Below are 20,506 nucleotides of genomic sequence, written 5' to 3'. Positions count from 1 at the left end.
GGGCCGGCAGGCGCTTTCTGTCCTGCAGGATGATCGCGCCGCAAGGCGAAAAGCTGATCGATCCGGTTTTCATGGCTTCTGCTTAGCACAGTCTCGCCAGACCCGGAAGCAGGCCACCCTGTCCTTGACGGAAATCAGTTCCCTTCCAGCGCCGGCTCTGCCATAAGCAGACCCATGACCAGAACACATCCCGAAGCCGCCGATTTCGAGACGATCCGTGACTGGGTCTTCGATCTCGACAACACGCTCTACCCGCATCATGTCGACCTCTTCGCCCAGGTCGACCGCAACATGACGGCCTATGTGTCGAAACTCCTGTCGCTGCCGGAAGACGAAGCCCGCGTGCTGCAGAAGAACTATTACCGCGACCACGGCACGACGCTTCAGGGGCTGATGATCAATCACGACATCGACCCCAACGACTTTCTCGAAAAGGCGCACGAGATCGACTATTCCGTGCTCGAGCCGAACCCGGTTCTGGGCGCGGCGATCAAGGCGCTGCCGGGACGCAAGTTCATCTTCACCAACGGCTCCGTGCCGCATGCGGAAAAGACCGCCGAGGCGCTCGGCATTCTCCATCATTTCGACGATATCTTCGATATCGTGGCGGCCGGCTTCACGCCGAAGCCCGAGGCCGATGCCTATGCGAAATTCCTCCGTCGCTCCGGCGTGGATACGGACCATGCCGCCATGTTCGAGGACCTGCCGCGCAATCTGCGGGAGCCGAAGACGCTCGGCATGAAGACCGTGCTGATCGTGCCGCCCAACCTCGAATACGGTTTCGCCGAGGCCTTCGAGCGCCTTGGCGACGAGACCGCCCATATCGACTACGTCACCGAGGACCTCGCGGGTTTTGTCGGCTCCGTGCTGGATGTCTTTGGTGAACGGAATATGAATTACCGATAATTCAGCTACCTTGCGGATAATTAAGTCGTCCCGGCGACGGCGCTCGCTTACCTTCGTCTTGTCATCACGGCAAAACGAGGATTTGAGCCATGACCGTCAAGCATCTGACCCTGACCGCACTCGCAACGACACTGGCGTTCGGCGCGACCGCCATGCCGGGAGCGGCGCGCGACATGCGCGGCCCCGCCCCCGTCGAACGCGGCTATATCTTTCTCCTGAAGAATGCCGACGCCGACAAGAACGGAAAGATCACCAAGGAAGAGGTCGCGGCCTTCCAGGACGGTCGCTTCGCGGCGATCGATGTCAATGGCGACGGCGTGATCACGCCCGGCGAACTTGCCGATTACCGCAAGGCGAAGATCGCCGAATTTCGCAAGAACAATCCCCGCCCCGAGGCGCGCGACGAAGAGCGCGCGGCGATGGCCAAGGATCAAGATGACGACAACCGGCAGGGCTTCAAGCCGCACATGGCGATGCGCGACGGCGGATACCACCGGATGGGCCCCGATGGCGAGCGCCGCCGGGGCGAATGGAACGGCCATCATCGCGGCGACATGCAGCGCGTCTTCTTCATCCGCGCCGACAGCGACCGCAGCGGGCAGATCTCGCAGGAGGAGTTTGGCGCCGTGGCCGCGAAGATGTTCTCCCGCATGGACCGCAACGGCGACATGGTGATCACCGTGGACGACCTGCCGGACCGTCCGATGCGCTGGTAGACATCCGGCTCGCTTTCCAGACCGTCTCCATCGGTCGCGCCCGATGCGCTTCATCGGCATGCCCTCGCCTCACGGCGGGGGCATTTGCGTTTCCCGCCCGCGAACCTTCAAAGCCGTCGGCAAAGATTGACGCACTGGCGCGCCTCGCCTAGAGCATTGGGACAGCTAGACGCTTGACGGATTCTTCCGCGCCGATGAGGCGCGTCATTCAAAGGACGACCACATGACCGACCACGCATCGCTTGAAAAAACCATCGAGACCGCATTTGAAAATCGTGCCGAAATCTCCGTTTCGACCACAGGCGAAGTGCGCGAAGCGGTCGAGGATGCGCTCAACCTGCTGGACAGCGGCGAGGCACGCGTTGCCGAGCGCCAGGAACACGGCGCCTGGAAGGTCAATCAGTGGCTGAAGAAGGCTGTGCTCCTCTCCTTCCGCCTCAACGACATGGAAGTGATCAAGGGCGGCCCGGCCAACGCCACCTGGTGGGACAAGGTGCCGTCCAAATTCGAAGGCTGGGGCGACAACCAGTTCCGCGCAGCCGGTTTCCGCGCCGTGCCCAACGCCGTTGTGCGCCGCTCTGCCTATATCGCGCCCGGCGTGGTGCTGATGCCCTCCTTCGTCAATCTCGGCGCCTATGTCGATGAAGGCACCATGGTTGATACCTGGGCCACCGTCGGCTCCTGCGCCCAGATCGGCAAGAATGTCCACCTTTCCGGCGGCGTCGGCATTGGCGGCGTGCTGGAACCGATGCAGGCCGGCCCGACCATCATCGAGGACAATTGCTTCATCGGCGCGCGTTCGGAAGTGGTCGAAGGCTGCATCGTGCGCGAAGGTTCTGTTCTCGGCATGGGCGTCTATATCGGCAAGTCGACCAAGATCGTCGACCGCGCCACGGGCGAGATCACCTATGGCGAAATTCCGCCCTATTCGGTCGTCGTCGCCGGCACGCTGCCCGCCGCCAAGCCCATGGGCAACGGCGCGCCGGGACCGGGCCTCTACTGCGCCGTGATCGTCAAGCGCGTCGATGAGCGCACCCGTTCCAAGACCGGCATCAACGAGCTTCTGCGCGACTGATATCGGCAGAAAAGGACAAAGCGCTGCCGGAAATTGCCCGGCGGCACTCCCACAGCTCTCGCAACGGCCGAAAAAACATCTAGATATTTCCTATGACCGTCACCGATCCCGTTTCCGTGCTGCAAACGCTTGTCCGCTGCCCATCCGTGACGCCGGAGGAAGGTGGGGCGTTGTCCGCTCTGGAGACGATGCTCGCGCCGCTCGGCTTTGCGGTCGAGCGGATGACCGGCCATACGGACGGCACGCCGGATGTCGAGAACCTCTATGCCCGGCTTGGGACAACCGGTCCTCATCTGATGTTCGCCGGCCATACCGACGTGGTGCCGCCCGGAAACGAGGCGTCCTGGCGCCATCCCCCCTTTGCGGCGGAAATCGCCGATGGGCTTCTGTTCGGGCGCGGAACGGTGGACATGAAGGGCGGCATCGCCTGCTTCATCGCGGCGCTTGCCCGGCTTCTGGACAAAGGTTTTACGCTGCCCGGCTCCGTCTCGCTGCTGATTACCGGTGACGAGGAAGGCCCCGGCGTCAACGGCACGGACAAGCTGCTGCAATGGGCGAAGGCGCGCGGCGAACACTGGGATGCGGCGCTCGTCGGCGAGCCGACCAATCCCGATGCGCTCGGCGACATGATCAAGGTCGGTCGCCGGGGATCGTTGACGGGCAGGCTGACGGTGACCGGAACGCAGGGCCATGTCGCCTATCCGCACCTTGCCGACAACCCGCTTCGCGCCATGACGGGAATGCTCGACGCGCTGATGGGCGCGCCGCTGGACCAAGGCACGGACCTGTTTCCGCCGTCCAACCTGGAAGTGACCTCGGTCGATACCGGCAACGCGGCCACCAATGTCATCCCCGAAAGCGTCTCGGCCACCTTCAACATCCGCTTCAACGACCTGTGGAGCGAGGAGACGCTGAAGGACGAGCTTGCAACCCGGCTGGACCGTGCGGCCACCGACGATAGGCTGAGGCCCGGACGCGGACCGGCGCGGTATTCGCTCGAATGGCTCGGGCGCGTCAGCCCTGTGTTTCTCACCCGCAACGAGCGCCTTTCCGGTAGCCTGGCCGCCGCCGTCGAGACGGTCACCGGTAAGCGGCCGGCGCTTTCGACCACCGGCGGCACATCGGATGCGCGCTTCATCAAGGATTACTGCCCGGTGGTCGAGTTCGGCCTGGTCGGCCAGACCATGCACAAGGTCGACGAGCATGTGCCGGTCGCCGATCTGGAAAAGCTGACCGAGATCTACAGCCATTTCATCGAAAGGTGGTTCGCCCTTGCCGACGCCCGGTGAAATCCTGTTCTACATGCGCGGCCTGTGGCTGCTGATCAAGGGCGATCCCGCCCATACGCGCTATCTGGATTTCACCGAACGCGGCCTTGCGCGCTCATTCTGGGCGCTTGCCTATTCCTTCCCCTTCATGGTCGGCAGCGAACTCATCAGCCTTTCGATGCTCGTTTCCCAGACCATTCCTGTCGATGCACGGGCAATCTTCAGAAGCGCGCTCATCCAGGGTCTCGGCTGGATGGGGCCGATCGTCGTTCTCGGTCTCGTCTGCATGGTTTCCGGCATGCCGCGTTCCTTCCTGAAGATCGTGGTGGCGACCAATTGGATGAGCCTGCCGATCAATATATTCGCCGCCTTTGCGATCCTTCTGATTGCGACTGGCCTGCAACCGCTCTCAAGCGTCCTTCTGCTTCTGTTCCAGGCCGTGGTGCTTGCAGCCTTCCTGATCGAGATTCGCATCGTCTACCTGCTGATGAACGAAAAGGCGCTGCCAACGGCGGCGGCCATCATCGCCTCGGCCATCACCGCGCTTTTGATCACCGATATCGGCACGCGCTATATCATGGGGGGCTGAGGCGCTTCCGGCTTGACAGGGTGCCCGCCTCCCGCAATCGTAAGCGCCGTGCATTTCTGGGGGCAAAGGCATGAAAACAAAGACCATCTTATCTTTCGCCATGCTGGCTGCGCTGTCCGCCTGCCAGTCCGGACCGATCGACGTGCTATACAAGGAGGGCAGCACCCGCGGCGAGCGCCAGCAGGCCTATGACCAGTGCTTCATCCAAAGCCTCAGGGAAGTGCCGCAAAACATGGTGACGGAGGTTACCGGCGGCTATAGCGTGCCGGGCATCATCGACTGCAACACCGACGGCAACACCACCGTCTGCGGCGAGGTCGGCGGCTATACGACCCCGGTCTCCAGCTACAGCTACGACACCAATGAGAGGCTTCGAAACCGGATCGTAAACCGTTGCCTCGTCGACAAGGGCTTCTCCACGATCGAACGCCCCATCTGCGAGACCCGCGAAGAGCGCACCGCCTATGCGCTGCTCCCCGCCCAGCCGAACGCCGCCCAGATCGCCTGCGTTTCCGGCCAGAGTTTCGATCCGAACTGAGGCGGGACTTGTCCGGATGGCTGCCCCATGGCTCAATCTCCCCCCTTGAGGGGGAGATTGATGGCCGCAAGCATTTCAAAGTACATTACAGAGCCCGCTGGTTGACCCGCTTTGACAGTTCCGCCGCAGTCTCCACCCGTTCCGAATAACGCTCGGTCAGGTAGTCGCTGCGTCCGCGCAGAAGCAGCGTGAACTTCATCAGCTCTTCCATCACATCGACCACGCGCCGGTAATAGGCGGAGGGTTTCATCCGGCCGGCCTCGTCGAATTCGGTGAAGGCCTTCGGGACCGAGGACTGGTTGGGAATGGTGACCATCCGCATCCACCGGCCGAGAATCCTAAGCTGGTTGACGGTATTAAAACTCTGGGAGCCGCCGCAGACCTGCATCAGCGCCAGCACCCTGCCCTGGGTCGGCCGGACCGCGCCGGATGACAACGGCAACCAGTCAATCTGCGTCTTCATCACCGAGCTCATCGCCCCGTGGCGCTCCGGCGAGCACCAGACCTGCGCCTCCGACCAGATCGACAGGTTCCTCAGTTCCTGCACCTTGGGATGGTCATCCGCTTCACTGCCGACGAGCGGCAGGCCGTGCGGGTCGAAGATGCGGACATCGGCGCCATAGGCTTTCAGGAGCCGTGCCGCCTCTGCCGTCAGAAGCCGCGAATAGGAACGCTGCCGCAACGAGCCGTAGAGCATCAGGATGCGGGGCGCATGCGAAAAATCGTCCTCGGCAAAGAGGCGCGCGCGGTCTATCGGCCGAAACGCCTCCTGATCCAGCACCGGCATGTCATCGTCAGCAGCCAGTTTCATTCGGACCTGCCCTTGCCCGGAATGACGACCTCGCCGTCTTCCTTCGAGAAACCGCCGATATCCGGATTGTCCAGCAGTTCGAGGACGGTCTCCGACGGGCGGCAAAGCTTCGTCCCCTTCGCCGTCACCACGATCGGCCGGTTGATCAGGATCGGGTGCTCCATCATCTTGTCGATGAGCGCCTCATCGGAAAGCCCCGGATCATCGAGGCCGAGTTCGTCATAGGGCGTGCCCTTGCGGCGGAGAAGATCACGCACCGGAATGCCCATGTCGCCGATCAGCGCGACAAGGCGCTCGCGCGTCGGCGGGGACTTCAGATATTCGATGATCTCCGGCTCCTCGCCCGACTGGCGGATCATCGCCAGGACATTGCGCGAAGTGCCGCAATTGGGGTTGTGATAGATGGTCACCGGCATCAGCGCCTCCAATATATCCATAAATCTGGAAATATTGATACATTCATTCCATGCCGGATGCAAGCCGCCTGAGGGTTACGGATAATCGACCTGCATGAAGAAAAGCCCTTCGGGCGGCGCGACGGTTCCGCAGGCCCGCCGGTCGCGCGCTTCTAGCGCTGCCTGGACATCTTCGACGCTCATCTTGCCCTCGCCGACGAGCTTCAGCGTGCCGGCAAAGGAGCGGATCTGATTATGCAGAAAACTCTGCGCCGAGGCGCGGATCTCGATGACATCGCCATCGCGAGTGACATCGAGCCGGTCGAGCGTGCGCACCGGGGACTTCGCCTGGCACTGGACCGAACGGAAGGTGGTGAAATCATGCCGGCCGACGAGACGCTGCGCTGCCTCGTGCATCAGAGCATGGTCAAGCGGGCGCGGCACCCACCAGGCCCGTTTGTAGTCCACAGCCAGATGAGCGCGGCGATTGATGATGCGATAAAGATAGTGACGCTTGACGGCGGAAAAGCGCGCGTCGAAATCATCGCCAACCTCGCTGACCTCGGTCACGGCAATACCGTCGCGCGCCAGGCGAAGGTGCGCGTTGACCGCATTCAGCAGAGTGAATTCGCTCCATGTCCGTTCAAGGTCGAAATGGGTGACCTGGCCGAGCGCATGCACGCCGGAATCCGTGCGCCCCGCTCCGCGGATCGAGACATCCTCGCCGGAAAAGCCCTTGACGGCCTCTTCCAGCGCGCCCTGAACGGAGCGGCCGGTCGCCTGGCGCTGCCAGCCGACATAGGCCGTGCCGTCATATTCGACCGTGCAGCGATAGCGCGGCATCAGGAAAGAACCGTGCCGGGCGGCAGCGCATTGCCGCGCAGAAAATCCTCCGCGTCCAGCACCTTGCCGCCGGCCTTCTGCAGCCTCGTGAGACGCACCGCGCCCTCGCCGCAGGCAATGGTCAGCGGGTCGCCGTCGAGCACGGTTCCTGCCGGCCCCTCGCCCGCGCCGATCCGGCTTTCATGCACCTTCACCCGCTCGGCGCGCTTCTCCGTCGGCATTTCCGTCCAGGCGCCGGGAAAGGGCGCAAGCCCGCGAATGTGATTGTGAACCTCTTTCGCCGGTCTGGAAAAATCCATCCGGGTCTCGGTCTTCTCGATCTTCCTCGCATAGGTCACGCCGTCCTCGGCCTGCGGGACAAGCGGCAGTTCGCCGCCTTCCAGCTTCGCCATGGCTATCGCCATCAGCTTCGCGCCCTTCAGCATCAAGGCATCATGCAGTTCGCCGGCTGTCATGTTCTCGCCGATCGAAACCTTGTCGGTGAGCGCCACCGGCCCGGTATCGAGCCCCTTGTCCATCTTCATCACCATCATGCCGGTCTCCGCGTCGCCGGCCATGATGGCGCGCTGGATGGGCGCGGCCCCGCGCCAGCGCGGCAGAAGCGAGGCGTGGCCGTTATAGGCGCCAAGCCGCGTCCCGCTCAAAATGGCCTCCGGCAGGATCAGCCCGTAGGCGACCACCACGGCGACATCCGCATCAAGCGCACGAAACGCCGCCCGGTCCTCTTCCGCTCTGAAACTGACGGGCGTTCGCACCGCAAGGCCCAGGAGTTCGGCCGCCTGGTGCACCGGCGACTTGACTTCCGACAGCCCACGGCGCCCGGCCGCGCGCGGCGGCTGGGTATAGACGGAGACGATCTCGTGCCCGGCCTCGACGAGCGCCCGCAAGGTCGGCACGGAGAAGTCGGGCGTTCCCATGAAGATGATCTTGAGCGCCATGATCCGTCCTTTCGCATTCATGCGCCGGCAGAGGATTACATCTTCTGCTGGCGCGATGCCTTGGTGAAGCGCTTGATCACGCGGTCGCGCTTCAGCCGCGAGAGATAGTCGATGAACAGTGCACCGTCGAGATGGTCGATCTCGTGCTGCAGGCAGGTGGAAAGCAGCCCATCGGCATCGATCTCCTGCTCCTTGCCGTCGAGATCGGTATAGCGCACCTTCACGCGCGCCGGACGCTCGACCTCGGCGAAGAATTCCGGGATCGACAGGCAGCCTTCCTCATAGACGGAACGTTCGTCGGAGGATGTCAGGATGGTCGGGTTGATGACCACGAGCGGGTTCTTCTTCCGCTCGCTTTCCTCCTCGCCCTCTTCCTCATCCCGGCTGGCGACATCGACCACCAGCATGCGCCGCGGTACGCCGACCTGTATCGCGGCAAGCCCGATGCCGGGCGCCTCATACATGGTTTCCAGCATGTCGCCGGCGAGTTTCTTCAGGTCGTCGTCAATCCGCTCGACCGGTTCGGAGACCTTGCGCAGCAGAGGGTCCGGCAGAATTATCAAAGGCATCGTTGTCATGGGGCTCTGATAGCGCATGTTGGCGAAAGAGGAAACGGTTTCGTTTTGCTGAAAAGCCGACCGATCGGGCTTTCCGGACAAAACGATGAATGTTCCCGTTTTGATCTTTTCTTCAGATGGTTTTATGCTAGCCTCGTTTCAAGAGAGGGCCGCCTGATGGACAGACTGATAAATGCGATCGCGATGGCCGACCCGGTCATTGTCCTGGCCGGGGCGGTGGCTCTGCTGCTTGCCGGGACGATCCTCGTACTGGCGTTCAGATCCGGCTCGAGCCGGCGCTCGGCAGGGCTCGAACGGGAACTGCACAATCTTGTCCGCGCCCAGACGGAGATGCAAGGACGGATGGCGACGATGGCGGAGCTTTTCGGCAGCCGCCAGTCGGAGCTCAATGCCGCGCTCGGCTCGCGCATGGACGGGCTGTCGCAGCGCATCGGTTCCACGCTCCACCAGCAGCACCAGACGACGCATGAGAACCTGCGGCGGCTGCAGGAACGGCTCGCCGTCATCGACGCCGCGCAGAACAATATCCAGTCGCTCGCCAAGGACGTGGTCGGCCTCCAGGCGATCCTCTCCAACAAGCAGACGCGCGGCGCGTTCGGCCAGGGGCGGATGGAGGCGATCATCGCCGACGCGCTGCCCTCCGGCACCTTCCGGTTTCAGGCAACGCTTTCCAACGGCACGCGGCCGGACTGCGTGATCGACATGCCGAACGGTGCGCCGCCGCTGATCATCGATGCGAAATTTCCGCTGGAATCGTGGAACACGATGCGCGACGCGCAGGAGGACGACGCACGCCGCGCCGCCGGACAGCGCTTCCGCCGCGATCTGGAAACCCATATCCGCGACATTGCCGGCAAGTATCTTCTGCCGGGCGAAACCCAGGACACGGCCTTCCTGTTCGTGCCGTCCGAATCGATCTTCGCCGATATCCACGAACATTTCGAGGCCAGCGTCCAGCGCGCCCATGCCGCCCGTGTGGTCATCGTCTCGCCGACGCTTCTTCTCCTCTCCATCCAGGTGGTGCAGGCGGTGATGAAGGACCAGCGCATGCGCGAACAGGCGCATCTGATCCAGGGCGAAGTCGCCCATCTGATAGGCGATCTGGGCAGATTGAACGAGCGCGTGGAGAAGCTCAACAGCCATTTCTCGCAGGCGCGGCAGGATGTCGAGCAGATCAGGGTCTCAACCGGCAAGATCGCCCGGCGCGGAGAACGGATCGGGGCGCTGGAATTCGAGACCCGCGGCGAAAAGCATGCCGAAAGCGGCGAGCGACCGCTTGCCCCGCACGGCGATGACGACCCGGCCTTGTCCGGCGTCGGCCGCATGAAACTGCGCGTCGTCGACGAGGACTGATTGTCATGGCCTGATCTTCGCCATAAAACCCTCGTTGAAAGCAAGTCCGGAGCGCCCCGTTCGCGACGGCCCAAGGCAGAGGAGATAGCGTCATGATCACGGTTTTCGGGTCCATCAACATGGATCTCATCGCCACCACCGAACGCCTGCCGGAACCCGGCGAAACCGTGACCGGCACGTCCTTTACCACCGCACCGGGCGGCAAGGGGGCAAACCAGACGCTTGCCGCCCGGCGCGCCGGCTCTGAGGTCGCCATCGTCGGGGCCGTCGGCAGCGACGAATTCGCCACGCCGGCGACAGCGCTTCTGGCAGAGGCCGGCGTCGACCTGTCCTTTCTCAAGACCACGGACGGACCGACCGGCACGGCGATGATCCTCGTCGGCGGCGACGGCGAGAACGTGATCGTCATCAACGCCGCCGCCAATGGCACGCTGACGGAAGAGGACGCGCTGGCGGCAGTCGAGCGGATGTCGCCCGGCGATCTGCTGATGCTGCAACTCGAGGTCCCCGCCCCCGCCATCCGTGCGGCGCTCGAGGCGGCGCGCAAGAAGGGCGTGACCTCGGTCCTGAACACCGCGCCGCTGACGCCGGAAGCCGCCGAACTCGGCGCGCTCGCAGACATCGTCATTGCCAACGAGACCGAGTTCGAACGCCTGGTCGGCGCCGAGGAGCTGGGCAGCGAAGGCCGGATCGCGATGCTGAAGACCCACCACGACAAGACCGGCCAGACCATGGTGATCACCCTTGGCGGCGACGGCGTGATCGCGATGCATGAAGGCGCTTTTTTCAGGATCGACGCGCTGAAGATCGATCCCATCGACACGGTCGGCGCGGGCGACACCTTCTGCGGCTATTTCGCCAGCGGGCTGGAACAGGGCCTTTCCTTCGAGGCCGCAGCCCATCGGGCCTCGGTCGCGGGCGCCCTTGCCTGCCTCAAGCCCGGCGCTCAGCCCTCGATCCCGACAGCGGACGAGGTGAAGGCGCGGCTGTAGCCGCCGCAGAGCGGCGGCAAGCGAGAGACGCCGGCCCAATGGCCGGCATTCTGTTTGTTGACAAGCCTGTTGCAGTGGCAAAGAGCCCGCTCCCATTCTCCGTCACCCCGGCCTTGAGCCGGGGTCCAGGGCCAGAAAAACAGTATCCATCACAGTTATTGATCGCGACGGTTCTCGCTTTTGGCCCTAGATGCCGGCTCAAGGCCGGCATGACGGATGAGGGTGAAGCGAACTTTGTCAGCAGTCTGGATGCCGCCCCCAAAGGGCGGCACCTTGGCCATCACAGCCGCGCCAGGCGTTCCGTCAGCAGGTCGAAGAAACCCGCCGCATCGGCCTTGCCGATTACCAGCGCGTTCTTCTTGCGATCGGTCACATGCCACCAGTCGATCACCGTCTCGCCCAGCGTGAACTCGGAGCCGGTCTCGATCTCGACATTGCACTCGCGACCGGTAAAGAGCTCCGGCTTCAACAGATAGGCGGTCACCGACGGATCATGCAGCGGGCCGCCGTCCGAGCCGTATTTCTCGACGTCGAAACGCTCGTAGAACCGCAGCATCGCCGCCATCGCCTGTGCGGCCGGACGGCCGATCGCGTCGATCCGGTCAACACGCTCCTTCAGGCAGAGCAGCTGATGGGTAACGTCGAGCGGCATCATCACGATCGGAATGCCGGCGGCGAACACGGCCTTTGCCGCTTCCGGATCGACATAGATGTTGAACTCGGCCGACGGCGTGATGTTGCCGCCCTCGAAATAGCCGCCGCCCATCATCACGATTTCCTGGACGCGGCCAACGATATCAGGCGCCTTTTCAAAAGCCGTCGCGACATTGGTGAGCGGGCCGAGAGCGCAGAGCGTCACGGTCTTTTCCGGCTCGTTGCGCAGCGTCTCTATGAGAAAATCGACCGCGTGCATCTCCTGCAGCGCCATGGTCGGCTCATCGAGTTCCGGGCCGTCAAGACCGGTCTTGCCGTGGACATGTTCGGCCGTCACCAGCGGGCGATGCATCGGCCGGTCGCAGCCGGCAAACACCTTCATGTCCGGCCGGCCCGAAAGCTCGCAGATGATGCGCGCATTGCGCTCCGTCAGCGCCAGCGGCACATTGCCGGCAACGGCGGTGATGCCGAGAACATCGATCTCCTCGGGGCTCGCCAGCGCCAGCATGATAGCGGCCGCGTCATCCTGTCCGGGATCGGTATCGATGATGATTTTTCTTGCGCACATCTTCTTATGTCTCTGCCTTCGTGAAATCCAAAACGCTGGAATGGACACTGGCCCCGGGCTTGTCAAGCTAGCGCGAACTTGTCGCGCCCGCCGCCCGGCCCCATATGGCAAAAGACCGAAACATCGGGCGGTTGGCCCGAACCGCCCAATGCTCTATCTTCCCTTTGGCGCGGAGGGCTATCAGAAACCGTTTTCCGCCTCTTCGCCCGACGCCTGCGACCGGAGCCGCCCTATGCCGAGAATCGATCTGCGCATCAATCCGACGATGCTGCAAAATCGCGCGGATGATGCCGCCCTCAAGGGCGCGTCCGGTTATCCGCCCTTCGACGTCGAGTGGTTTCCCGAAGAACCGGGCGGCGTGTTTCTGCGCATCACGCTCGCAGTCGCGGGCTTCGATGAAAGCGAGCTCGACGCCGTTGCCGAGGACAATATCCTGATCGTCAGCGGCAACCGGGAAGAGCGCGAGAGCGGTGAATACCTGTTTCGCGGTATTGCCGGCCGGCAGTTCCGCCGTCAGTTCGCCCTTGCCGAAGGGATGGAGGTGGTGGGCGCGACGCTTGATCGCGGCCTTCTTGCCATCGACATCGCAAGACGCCCCCAGGAGGTACGAAAAATTAAGATTTCGGTTTCAGAATAGCCTTTGAAAACACGAACTTCGGCGTCCGCGTGCAGATAGCGTCCGAAGCTGGTGCCTCACACGCTCAACACAAAGGCAGCCTGATCCCATGAAATTCCCGTCCGCGGCAACCTTCCTTGAAACCGATCAGCTCGCCGCTTTCGGCGCCGGCCGCCTCGGTTACTTCCGCGCCTTTGAACGGGAAGAAGCGCTCAGGCAGTTTCCCGATGCCAAAGGGGTGAAGACGGCCGAGAAACTGTGGGGCCTGTTTGGCGCCGACGGCACGCTGCTGCTCTTGACCGAGAACCGCACCAGCATCTTCTTCAAGGCCATGGAAGAAGATCTCAAGACCGTCACGCTCCACTGAGCAACGGGCTTTCAGACCTTCAGAAACGTCAGATAGGCGCTTGAGCGGCCCTCGCGGCGCGCCTTGGCCTCATATCGCGTGCCCGGCCAATTGTCATAGGGCGTCAGCCAGTCGGCGGCGGTGTGCGCCTGCCAGGCAAAACCGCCATGGTCACGGCAATGCAGCAGCGTCCAGTTGATATAGGAATCGATGTCGGAGGCGAAGCAGAACCGGCCGCCGGGCTTCAGCACGCGATGAAACCGGTCAAGATTGACCTTCGACACAAAACGGCGCTTCCAGTGCCGGCGTTTAGGCCAGGGATCCGGGTAAAGCAGATCGATCTGGTCGAGGCAAGCCGCCGGCAGCCAGTCGAGCACGGTGACCGCATCGTCATCATAAAGCCTCAGATTGTCTGGCTCCGAGCCCTCCACCTGGCCCAGAAGCTTCGCCATCGAATTGACGAACGGCTCGATGCCGATGAAGCCGGTTCGCGGATTCTCGCGCACCCGATGCAGCAGATGCTCGCCGCCGCCGAAGCCGATTTCAAGGCGAAGCCTGTCGACGTTTGCGGAAAACAGCGATTTCAGATCGTCGGGCGCCGGGCTTTCCGGATCGATCGCCAGCGCGGGCAGGACCTCGGCAAGGTTGCGTGATTGCCGGTCGCGCAAGGGCTTGCCCTTGCGCCGGCCAAAGAAGGCCTTGCCGGCCTGGTGTTGGGGATTATCGCTCACTTCGGCAGATCAGGACTTCAGAGCCTGTTTCAGCGGACGAACAAGATCGAGCCGCTCCCAGGAAAAGGAACCATCGCGACCGGCCTTGCGGCCGAAATGGCCATAGGCGGCGGTCTTGGCGTAGATCGGCTTGTTGAGATCAAGGTGGCGACGGATGCCCGACGGCGACAGGTCCATGGTCGCACGGATCGCCTTCTCGACTTCATCCTCCTTGATCTTGCCGGTTCCGTGCAGATCGACATAGATGGACAGCGGCTGCGACACGCCGATGGCGTAGGCAAGCTGGATCGTGCACTTCTCGGCGAGATTGGCGGCCACCACATTCTTGGCCAGGTAACGCGCGGCATAGGCAGCCGAACGGTCCACCTTGGTCGTATCCTTGCCGGAAAAGGCACCGCCGCCATGGGGCGCAGCGCCGCCATAGGTGTCGACGATGATCTTGCGGCCGGTCAGTCCCGCATCGCCGTCCGGGCCGCCGATGACGAACTTGCCGGTGGGATTGATGTACCAGGCGCAGTCATCGGAAATCGGCAGCTCGCCGAGCGCTTCGCGGATATAGGGCTCGACCACGCTGCGGACCTTTTCAGAATCCCAGCTTTCATCCAGATGCTGCGTGGACAGAACGATCGACGTCACCTCCGCGGCCTTGCCGTGGTGATAGCGCACGGTCACCTGGCTCTTGGCATCCGGGCCGAGAAGCGCGACCTCGCCCTCGCCCGCCTTGCGCGCCTCGGAAAGCGTCTGGAGAATGCGGTGGGCGTAATAGATCGGCGCCGGCATCAGCTCGGGCGTCTCGCGGCAGGCAAAGCCGAACATGATGCCCTGGTCGCCCGCGCCTTCATCGCCCTGCCTGTCGGAGGCATTGTCGACGCCCTGCGCAATGTGGGCCGATTGCGCATGCAGCAGCACGTCGATGCGCACGGTCTTCCAGTGGAAGCCATCCTGCTCGTAGCCGATATTGCGGATCGCGCGACGCGCGGCCGACTTGAAGCGCGAGGGATTGACGATCTCGTTGCCGTTCTTGTCCATCTTCATCAGGCTCGGCGGCAATCGCACCTCACCCGCGATGACAACCCGGTTGGTGGTCGCAAGCGTTTCGCAGGCGATCCGGACGGACCACGGGTCCACACCGGTCTTGACGGCCTCGCGATAGATCAAATCAACAATTTCATCGGAAATCCGGTCACAGACCTTGTCGGGGTGTCCTTCGGAAACGGATTCGCTGGTGAAGAAATAATTGGTGCGCATCGGGATTCCCCACATAGAAGTTGACCCGATTTTGTTAGACGCTTCACCGCAAAATGACAAGCGCACAACGATATAAATATATCTTTATATCTCGGATATGCCTCAAAAATGCGCACAAAACGGCCCGGAAGGCGGCTTGGCAACCTTCCGGATCGTTTGCCTCAGCGTTGAAAGCCTCAGTCGGCTTCAGCGGCCAGCGACTTGACGAGGTCAACCAGTTTGCGACGTACTTTCGCGTCCCCAATCTTGACGAAAGCGCGATTGAGCTGCAGGCCTTCCGAAGACGACAGGAAGTCGACCACATAGCTGGAGCTCGACGCTTCGGCCATCCCCGGCGCATTCGCGCCCTGATCGCCGGGCGCATCCTCGAAGAAGAAAGACACCGGGACGTTCAGGATTGTCGAAATGTTCTGAAGACGGCTGGCACCGACGCGATTGGTGCCCTTTTCGTATTTCTGGATTTGCTGGAATGTAATTCCGAGGCTTTCACCAAGCTTTTCCTGGCTCATGCCCAACATGGTACGGCGCAACCTGATCCGACTCCCGACGTGAACGTCGATGGGGTTCGGCTTTTTTTTGTTTTCTGTCATTTTCCATCCTACTTTTACGAGCTTGACAACTGACCCCGAAACCCAAGCCCGACGGATCCATTACAACCATCAGAGTTGGGCAACAAAAAGCCCTAGTTGAAAACCAAGCCGTTTCACTATGCAATTTTGGGGTAATGCGGTCAATTCTGGACCAAATATAAAACCATGGGATGAATAAATGGCTCCTAATGAAGCAATTGTTGTCGCACGCTATGATTTAAAATTCGATCTTATCACACCCCTTGCAACCTAAGGAAGCGAAACCGGGACATCCAGTACCGCGGGTTTGTCAAATGGCAGCCGTTGCATCACGTTTCCGTGCGAATCAATGACAGCGGTAACACCGTTTTCACCGACTCGAATCAGCGTTTTCCCCGCCTCCACAGCTCGCGCCCTTGCCTGCGCGAAATGCTGAAAAGGCCCCGGCGTGCGACCGAACCACGCATCGTAGGTCAGGTTCAAGATTGCCGAAGCCCCGGTCGTCTCGTCGGCGATGAGGCGCGGAAAGATCGCCTCGTAGCAGACCAGCGGATAAAGCGTCAGACCGTCGGGCAACACGAGCATCTGGCGATTGTCAGCCGGTACGTAGCTGCCGGGAAGCGTTGTCAGCGCCTGTAGTCCGATTGCCCGGAAAACATCCTCGAAGGGCAGGTATTCGCCGAAAGGCACCAGATGCGTCTTTCCGGCCACGGAGACCGTCTGTCCGTTGTCGTCGAGCACATAGATGGCGTTGTAGAACTCCGGCCAGCCATCGGGCTTGCGCCCGGCAAACCGCGCTGCACCGAGGATCAGCGTCTGGCCGGGTTGCAGCATCTCGCCGATCGCGGTGCGCGCGTCCGGCCGTTCCTCGAGCAGGAAGGGAAGCGTGCTTTCGGGCCAGACGATCACGTCGGGGAGTGCCGCTCCCGGCTCTGCCGGCGCGCTCGAAAGTGCAATCAGCCGGGCGAATATCCCCGCCCGACCTTCCGGCGTGCGCCAGGCATGATCGCCGATTGAGGGTTGCACCAGACGGAAATTGACGACCTTTTCCGGGACCGGTTCGGCCTCGTTGAGCCGATGCACGCCATAGCCGAGATCGATCGCAATCAGAAGGAGCGCCGCGGAAAGACCTGAAAGCCGGCCGCGCCGCTCGGCCAAGAGCGCCGGACTGGCGAAAATGTAGACGGCGAACCCGCCCATCGCGTAGAGGCCCGCAAGCCGGATCGACTGCATGAAAAGCGGCGTCGGCATGGCCGTATAGGCGATCGCATTCCAGGGAAATCCGCTCGCCACATGACCGCGCAGCCACTCGGCGAGAACCATCGCGGCCGCAAGCGCGACAAGCCGCACGGGTCCCGCACGCCAAAAGGGAGCCGCGAGCGCCCCGGCAAGCCCGTAAAAAAGCGCAAGCATGGCTGGAAAGCCCAGGACCGCGAGAGGAAGCGCCCAGGCGTAAAGGGCGGCGTCCTTCAGAAGCGCCGCGCCAAGCCACCAGAGGCCGAAAACGAAGTAGCCGAAGCCGAACCACCAGGCCGCGGCGAACCCGGCAAGAATGCGTCTCCGCCCGCGGGCGGCTTCGAGGGCGCCATCCATCAACCAGATAAGGACCGGCATCGAAACGAACATGACAGGCATGACGCCGAATGGCGCCAGCGCGAATGTCGACAGCGCTCCGCAGGCGAAAAGCGCCGTACGCCTTTGCCAGCGGCCGAGGTTCCGAAAATATCGCGCCAGCCTCAAGAAAGCGTCCACCCTTTTTGCGCACCAAAGAGGCGCGAGAGCCGCGTTTCGTCTAGGCGCGGCTCCCCCCTGCCTCCAGGTAGTGACGTATCTTCACGGATGCCGGGCAACTGACCTGACCGCGAAAGGCTCTATTCCTCGCCTCTGGCCTCGACCGGTTCCCCTGCCCGAACGGAAGCCGCCTCCTCGCCCGCGCCCATCTCGCGCTGCTCTTCCTGCACCGGAAGGCCGGAGCGCGCGGCTGCGGCCGAGCGACGGCGCGCCGGACCGCGCTTGCGCAGGATCCGGACGCGACGGATACGGCGCGGATCGGCATCGAGGATATGCACCTCGAAACCGGGCAGAGCCTGAATCACCTCGCCGCGCGCGGGAATGCGACCAATCGCCGAGAAGATCAATCCGCCGAGCGTATCGACGTCCTCGGCATGTTCGCCGATCTCGAAATCCGGGCCGATGGCCTCGGCGATATCCTCGAGTTCGACGCGGGCGTCGGCCAGGAACACATCCTCGGAGACGCGCGTGAACATCGCCTCCTCGCTGTCATGCTCGTCATCGATCTCGCCGATCACCATCTCCACGATGTCCTCGTGGGAGACAAGGCCGTCGGTCCCGCCATATTCGTCTATCACCAGCGCCATCTGCGTGCGGCCGGCCTGCATGCGCTGCAACAGGTCGGAGGCGAGCATGGAGGGCGGCACGAACAGCACCGGCCGGATGATGCCGGCTTCGGCCACGGTCTTGTCGAGGTTAACCTTGCCGAGGTCGAGCGGGTTCTGCTGCGCTCTCGACTGGCGTTCGGCGGGCTTGACCTCGCCGCCCTTGGCCGCGCTCGACTTTGCCGCGTCACGCGCATTGGCGGGACGGGCCCGGCGTCTCCCGCGCGCCTGCTTGGAAAGATAGGCGAGAAGATCGCGGATATGCACCATGCCGCGCGGGTCATCCAGCGTCTCGCAGAACACCGGCATGCGCGAGTGGCCGCAGTTCTCGAAGATCAGCAAGAGGTCGCCAATCGTCGTGCCCTGCTCCACCGCGTCGATATCGGCGCGCGGCACCATCACGTCCTCGACCCGAACCTCGCGGAAGCTGAGAATATTGTTGAGCATCGCCCGCTCTTCGGGCGAGAAGTCGCTGTCGCCGGCGCTCTCGGTCGACAGCGCGTCCTCGAGGTCCTCGCGCAGGCGCGAGCCCGCATGTCCGTTGCGCCGGAAGCGCAGCAGAAGGCCTCTGAGCGGCGAGCCAGTGTGCTTGTTGGAATTCCTGTCCGAAACCGGACTGTTGGGTTCGTCGAGCGAGGATCCGTCTTCGGTATCCTGACCGCTTTCTGCAAGCGGTGCGATCTGTTGCTGGTTCATCGTTCCTTAGGCGTTAGAGAGGGTCGCTGCCCTGATAGGGATCAGATAGGTCAAGTGTGGCAAGAATGCGAGTCTCCAGCCCTTCCATGACCTCCGCCTCTTCGTTTTCGATATGATCATACCCCAAAAGATGCAGAAATCCATGCACCAGAAGATGGGTCAGATGATCGTCGAAGCTCTTTTCGAGCGTTTCGGCCTCGCGCGCGACCGTCTCATAGGCAATCACGATATCGCCGAGCATCGGTCCCGGCATCGCGCCGGGGGTCACCGGAAAGGCCGGGAAGGAGAGAACATTCGTCGCGCTGTCCTTGTTCCGCCACTCCGCGTTGATCTCCCGGATCATCGCATCATCGGCAAAGACCAGCGACAATTCGGGCGGATCTTCGGGAAACGGCTGACCTTCCGCCTCCGCCAGATAGGCGGACGCCGCACCGATCACGCGGGCTGCGAAGGCCTCAAGCGCCTCATCCTCGGGCCAGCCGTCGGCTTCGCGGCTGACCTGATAGTCGAAGTCCGGCATGGTCAGTCGTCTTTTTCGCCCGTGGAAGGCACGAGACGGCCCTCATAGGCCGCAACGATGCGGGCGACGAGTGGATGGCGAACGACATCCTTGTCGGTGAACCTGTTGGTCGACACGCCTTCAACGCCGTCAAGCACCGAGAGCGCCTCTACGAGGCCGGACTTGACGCCGCGCGGCAGGTCGACCTGGCTCGGATCGCCGGTGACCACCATGCGCGAATTTTCGCCGAGCCGCGTCAGGAACATCTTCATCTGCATCGACGTCGTGTTTTGCGCCTCGTCCAGAATGACCGCGGCATTGGTGAGCGTGCGCCCGCGCATGAAGGCAAGTGGCGCGATCTCGATCACGCCGGCCGTCATTGCCCGCTCCACCCGCTCACCGGGAATCATGTCGTAAAGCGCGTCATAGAGCGGCCGCAGATAGGGATCGACCTTTTCCTTCATGTCGCCCGGCAGAAAGCCGAGCCGCTCGCCCGCTTCCACGGCCGGGCGCGACAGGATGATCTTTTCGATCGCGCCACGCTCCAGAAGTTGGGCAGCGTGGGCGACCGCAAGATAGGTCTTGCCCGTACCGGCCGGGCCGACGCCAAAGACCAGTTCATTGCGCTCCATGGCGCGGATATAGGCGTCCTGCGCCGGCGTTCTGGCGGCAATCGATTTCTTGCGCGTCGAAATCTGCGACATCGACAGCCGGGCCTTGCGTTCCAGGGTCGGAAGCGTCAACTGGTCGTCGGCGGCCTGGGCCATTCGGATTGCCCCCTCGACATCGGACTTTTCCAACTGAACGCCTTTCTGCAACTGGTCATAAAGATAATCGAGCGCGCGCCTCGCCTGATGCGTGGCGAGCGTCGAGCCGGAAAGCGCGACCGAGTTTCCCCGTGCCACCGCCGTGACGGAAAGCTGGTTTTCCAGCAATTTCAGGTGCTCATCGAACTGGCCGAACAATTCGCTGGCGTGGCGGTTGTTCTCGAAGGTCAGGACAAAATGGCTGGCGTCCGCAGACGACCCCGCCTGGATTTCGTGCTTTGCAACCATTTCAGTAGCGTTCAAGCGGTCCGGCTCCCTGGAAAAAGAAAATGACATTGCCTGCCGGTTTCAGACCCGGCATGCGCAGCGTCCCTGGTGCGATACATAGGAAATCGTTCAGTCAACGACAGAGGT

23 protein-coding genes are annotated in these 20,506 nt (G+C 62.6%); 10 read left to right on the top strand and 13 right to left on the bottom strand.

The genetic code is table 11. From position 1 onward, the window contains the following. Nucleotides 1-174 precede the first annotated feature (174 nt). From GGR30_RS19225 to GGR30_RS19200, 6 genes are all read left to right on the top strand, one after another. Nucleotides 175-906, top strand: coding sequence for a pyrimidine 5'-nucleotidase (locus tag GGR30_RS19225; protein ID WP_183489871.1), 732 nt, complete (start codon nt 175-177; stop codon nt 904-906). 89 nt (nt 907-995) lie between these two features. Further along, nucleotides 996-1,622 (top strand): EF-hand domain-containing protein, encoded by a 627-nt coding sequence (locus tag GGR30_RS19220; protein WP_183489868.1) that lies wholly within the window; start codon nt 996-998, stop codon nt 1,620-1,622. Between the two features lie 223 nt (nt 1,623-1,845). Beyond that, a complete protein-coding gene (gene dapD, locus GGR30_RS19215; RefSeq protein WP_183489864.1) occupies nt 1,846-2,697 on the top strand; it encodes a 2,3,4,5-tetrahydropyridine-2,6-dicarboxylate N-succinyltransferase in 852 nt (283 codons plus the stop codon). A gap of 92 nt (nt 2,698-2,789) precedes the next feature. Next, nucleotides 2,790-3,986: a succinyl-diaminopimelate desuccinylase gene (dapE, locus tag GGR30_RS19210; RefSeq protein WP_183489862.1), complete on the top strand. Its 1,197-nt coding sequence runs from the start codon at nt 2,790-2,792 to the stop codon at nt 3,984-3,986. Continuing rightward, nucleotides 3,970-4,554, top strand: coding sequence for a hypothetical protein (locus GGR30_RS19205; RefSeq protein ID WP_183489847.1), 585 nt, complete (start codon nt 3,970-3,972; stop codon nt 4,552-4,554). The genes dapE and GGR30_RS19205 overlap by 17 nt, the downstream gene beginning before the upstream one ends. A gap of 70 nt (nt 4,555-4,624) precedes the next feature. After that, a complete protein-coding gene (locus GGR30_RS19200) occupies nt 4,625-5,092 on the top strand; it encodes a hypothetical protein (protein ID WP_183489844.1) in 468 nt (155 codons plus the stop codon). A gap of 85 nt (nt 5,093-5,177) precedes the next feature. Here the strand turns inward: GGR30_RS19200 and arsH are convergent, their stop codons facing one another. From arsH to def, 5 genes are all read right to left on the bottom strand, one after another. After that, nucleotides 5,178-5,903 (bottom strand): arsenical resistance protein ArsH, encoded by a 726-nt coding sequence (gene arsH, locus GGR30_RS19195; RefSeq protein WP_246414034.1) that lies wholly within the window; start codon nt 5,901-5,903, stop codon nt 5,178-5,180. Next, nucleotides 5,900-6,319: an arsenate reductase (glutaredoxin) gene (gene arsC / locus GGR30_RS19190; RefSeq protein ID WP_183489841.1), complete on the bottom strand. Its 420-nt coding sequence runs from the start codon at nt 6,317-6,319 to the stop codon at nt 5,900-5,902. Before arsC ends, arsH begins: the two co-directional genes overlap by 4 nt. A 75-nt stretch (nt 6,320-6,394) precedes the next feature. Further along, the gene (truA, locus tag GGR30_RS19185; protein ID WP_183489838.1) at nt 6,395-7,141 is read right to left on the bottom strand and encodes a tRNA pseudouridine(38-40) synthase TruA; all 747 of its coding nucleotides are present in this window, start codon (nt 7,139-7,141) and stop codon (nt 6,395-6,397) included. After that, entirely contained in the window at nt 7,141-8,079 is a 939-nt protein-coding gene (gene fmt, locus GGR30_RS19180; protein ID WP_183489835.1) for a methionyl-tRNA formyltransferase, read from the bottom strand. Before fmt ends, truA begins: the two co-directional genes overlap by 1 nt. A 35-nt stretch (nt 8,080-8,114) precedes the next feature. Next, the gene (gene def, locus GGR30_RS19175; protein ID WP_210288114.1) at nt 8,115-8,657 is read right to left on the bottom strand and encodes a peptide deformylase; all 543 of its coding nucleotides are present in this window, start codon (nt 8,655-8,657) and stop codon (nt 8,115-8,117) included. Between the two features lie 156 nt (nt 8,658-8,813). On the opposite strand from def, the gene GGR30_RS19170 reads away from it, so the two are divergent. Continuing rightward, nucleotides 8,814-10,010: a DNA recombination protein RmuC gene (locus GGR30_RS19170; RefSeq protein ID WP_183489832.1), complete on the top strand. Its 1,197-nt coding sequence runs from the start codon at nt 8,814-8,816 to the stop codon at nt 10,008-10,010. Nucleotides 10,011-10,102: 92 nt separating this feature from the next. Beyond that, nucleotides 10,103-11,002 carry a ribokinase gene (locus GGR30_RS19165; protein ID WP_183489828.1) on the top strand — a complete coding sequence of 300 codons (900 nt, stop codon included), beginning with the start codon at nt 10,103-10,105 and terminating at the stop codon, nt 11,000-11,002. A 280-nt stretch (nt 11,003-11,282) separates the two neighbouring features. Here GGR30_RS19165 and GGR30_RS19160 read toward each other — a convergent pair whose 3' ends face one another. Next, nucleotides 11,283-12,224 carry a nucleoside hydrolase gene (locus GGR30_RS19160; protein WP_183489825.1) on the bottom strand — a complete coding sequence of 314 codons (942 nt, stop codon included), beginning with the start codon at nt 12,222-12,224 and terminating at the stop codon, nt 11,283-11,285. On the opposite strand from GGR30_RS19160, the gene GGR30_RS23450 reads away from it, so the two are divergent. Then, complete coding sequence (locus tag GGR30_RS23450; RefSeq protein ID WP_246414033.1) at nt 12,202-12,861, top strand: Hsp20 family protein; 660 nt, start codon at nt 12,202-12,204, stop codon at nt 12,859-12,861. The genes GGR30_RS19160 and GGR30_RS23450 overlap by 23 nt on opposite strands. An 88-nt stretch (nt 12,862-12,949) precedes the next feature. Beyond that, complete coding sequence (locus tag GGR30_RS19150) at nt 12,950-13,207, top strand: BQ00720 family protein (RefSeq protein ID WP_183489822.1); 258 nt, start codon at nt 12,950-12,952, stop codon at nt 13,205-13,207. An 11-nt stretch (nt 13,208-13,218) separates the two neighbouring features. Here the strand turns inward: GGR30_RS19150 and trmB are convergent, their stop codons facing one another. The 7 genes from trmB to GGR30_RS19115 all read right to left on the bottom strand — a co-directional run bounded on the left by trmB (nt 13,219) and on the right by GGR30_RS19115 (nt 20,380). Next, nucleotides 13,219-13,917 (bottom strand): class I SAM-dependent methyltransferase, encoded by a 699-nt coding sequence (gene trmB, locus GGR30_RS19145; protein ID WP_183489819.1) that lies wholly within the window; start codon nt 13,915-13,917, stop codon nt 13,219-13,221. 9 nt (nt 13,918-13,926) lie between these two features. Continuing rightward, on the bottom strand, nt 13,927-15,165 hold the full coding sequence (gene metK / locus GGR30_RS19140; RefSeq protein WP_183489816.1) for a methionine adenosyltransferase: 1,239 nt from the start codon (nt 15,163-15,165) through the stop codon (nt 13,927-13,929). A gap of 176 nt (nt 15,166-15,341) precedes the next feature. Beyond that, the gene (locus GGR30_RS19135) at nt 15,342-15,755 is read right to left on the bottom strand and encodes a helix-turn-helix domain-containing protein (protein ID WP_183489813.1); all 414 of its coding nucleotides are present in this window, start codon (nt 15,753-15,755) and stop codon (nt 15,342-15,344) included. Between the two features lie 249 nt (nt 15,756-16,004). After that, nucleotides 16,005-17,474 carry an apolipoprotein N-acyltransferase gene (gene lnt, locus GGR30_RS19130; RefSeq protein ID WP_183489810.1) on the bottom strand — a complete coding sequence of 490 codons (1,470 nt, stop codon included), beginning with the start codon at nt 17,472-17,474 and terminating at the stop codon, nt 16,005-16,007. Nucleotides 17,475-17,605: 131 nt separating this feature from the next. Then, nucleotides 17,606-18,691: a hemolysin family protein gene (locus tag GGR30_RS19125; protein WP_425488368.1), complete on the bottom strand. Its 1,086-nt coding sequence runs from the start codon at nt 18,689-18,691 to the stop codon at nt 17,606-17,608. Between the two features lie 148 nt (nt 18,692-18,839). Then, nucleotides 18,840-19,346 (bottom strand): rRNA maturation RNase YbeY, encoded by a 507-nt coding sequence (ybeY, locus tag GGR30_RS19120; protein ID WP_183489805.1) that lies wholly within the window; start codon nt 19,344-19,346, stop codon nt 18,840-18,842. Nucleotides 19,347-19,348: 2 nt separating this feature from the next. Beyond that, complete coding sequence (locus tag GGR30_RS19115) at nt 19,349-20,380, bottom strand: PhoH family protein (protein WP_183490028.1); 1,032 nt, start codon at nt 20,378-20,380, stop codon at nt 19,349-19,351. Nucleotides 20,381-20,506: the final 126 nt, after the last annotated feature.

It is taken from the genome of Martelella radicis, assembly GCF_014196625.1.
Lineage (GTDB): Bacteria > Pseudomonadota > Alphaproteobacteria > Rhizobiales > Rhizobiaceae > Martelella > Martelella radicis.
This window is presented reverse-complemented; position numbering and strand designations above follow the sequence as displayed.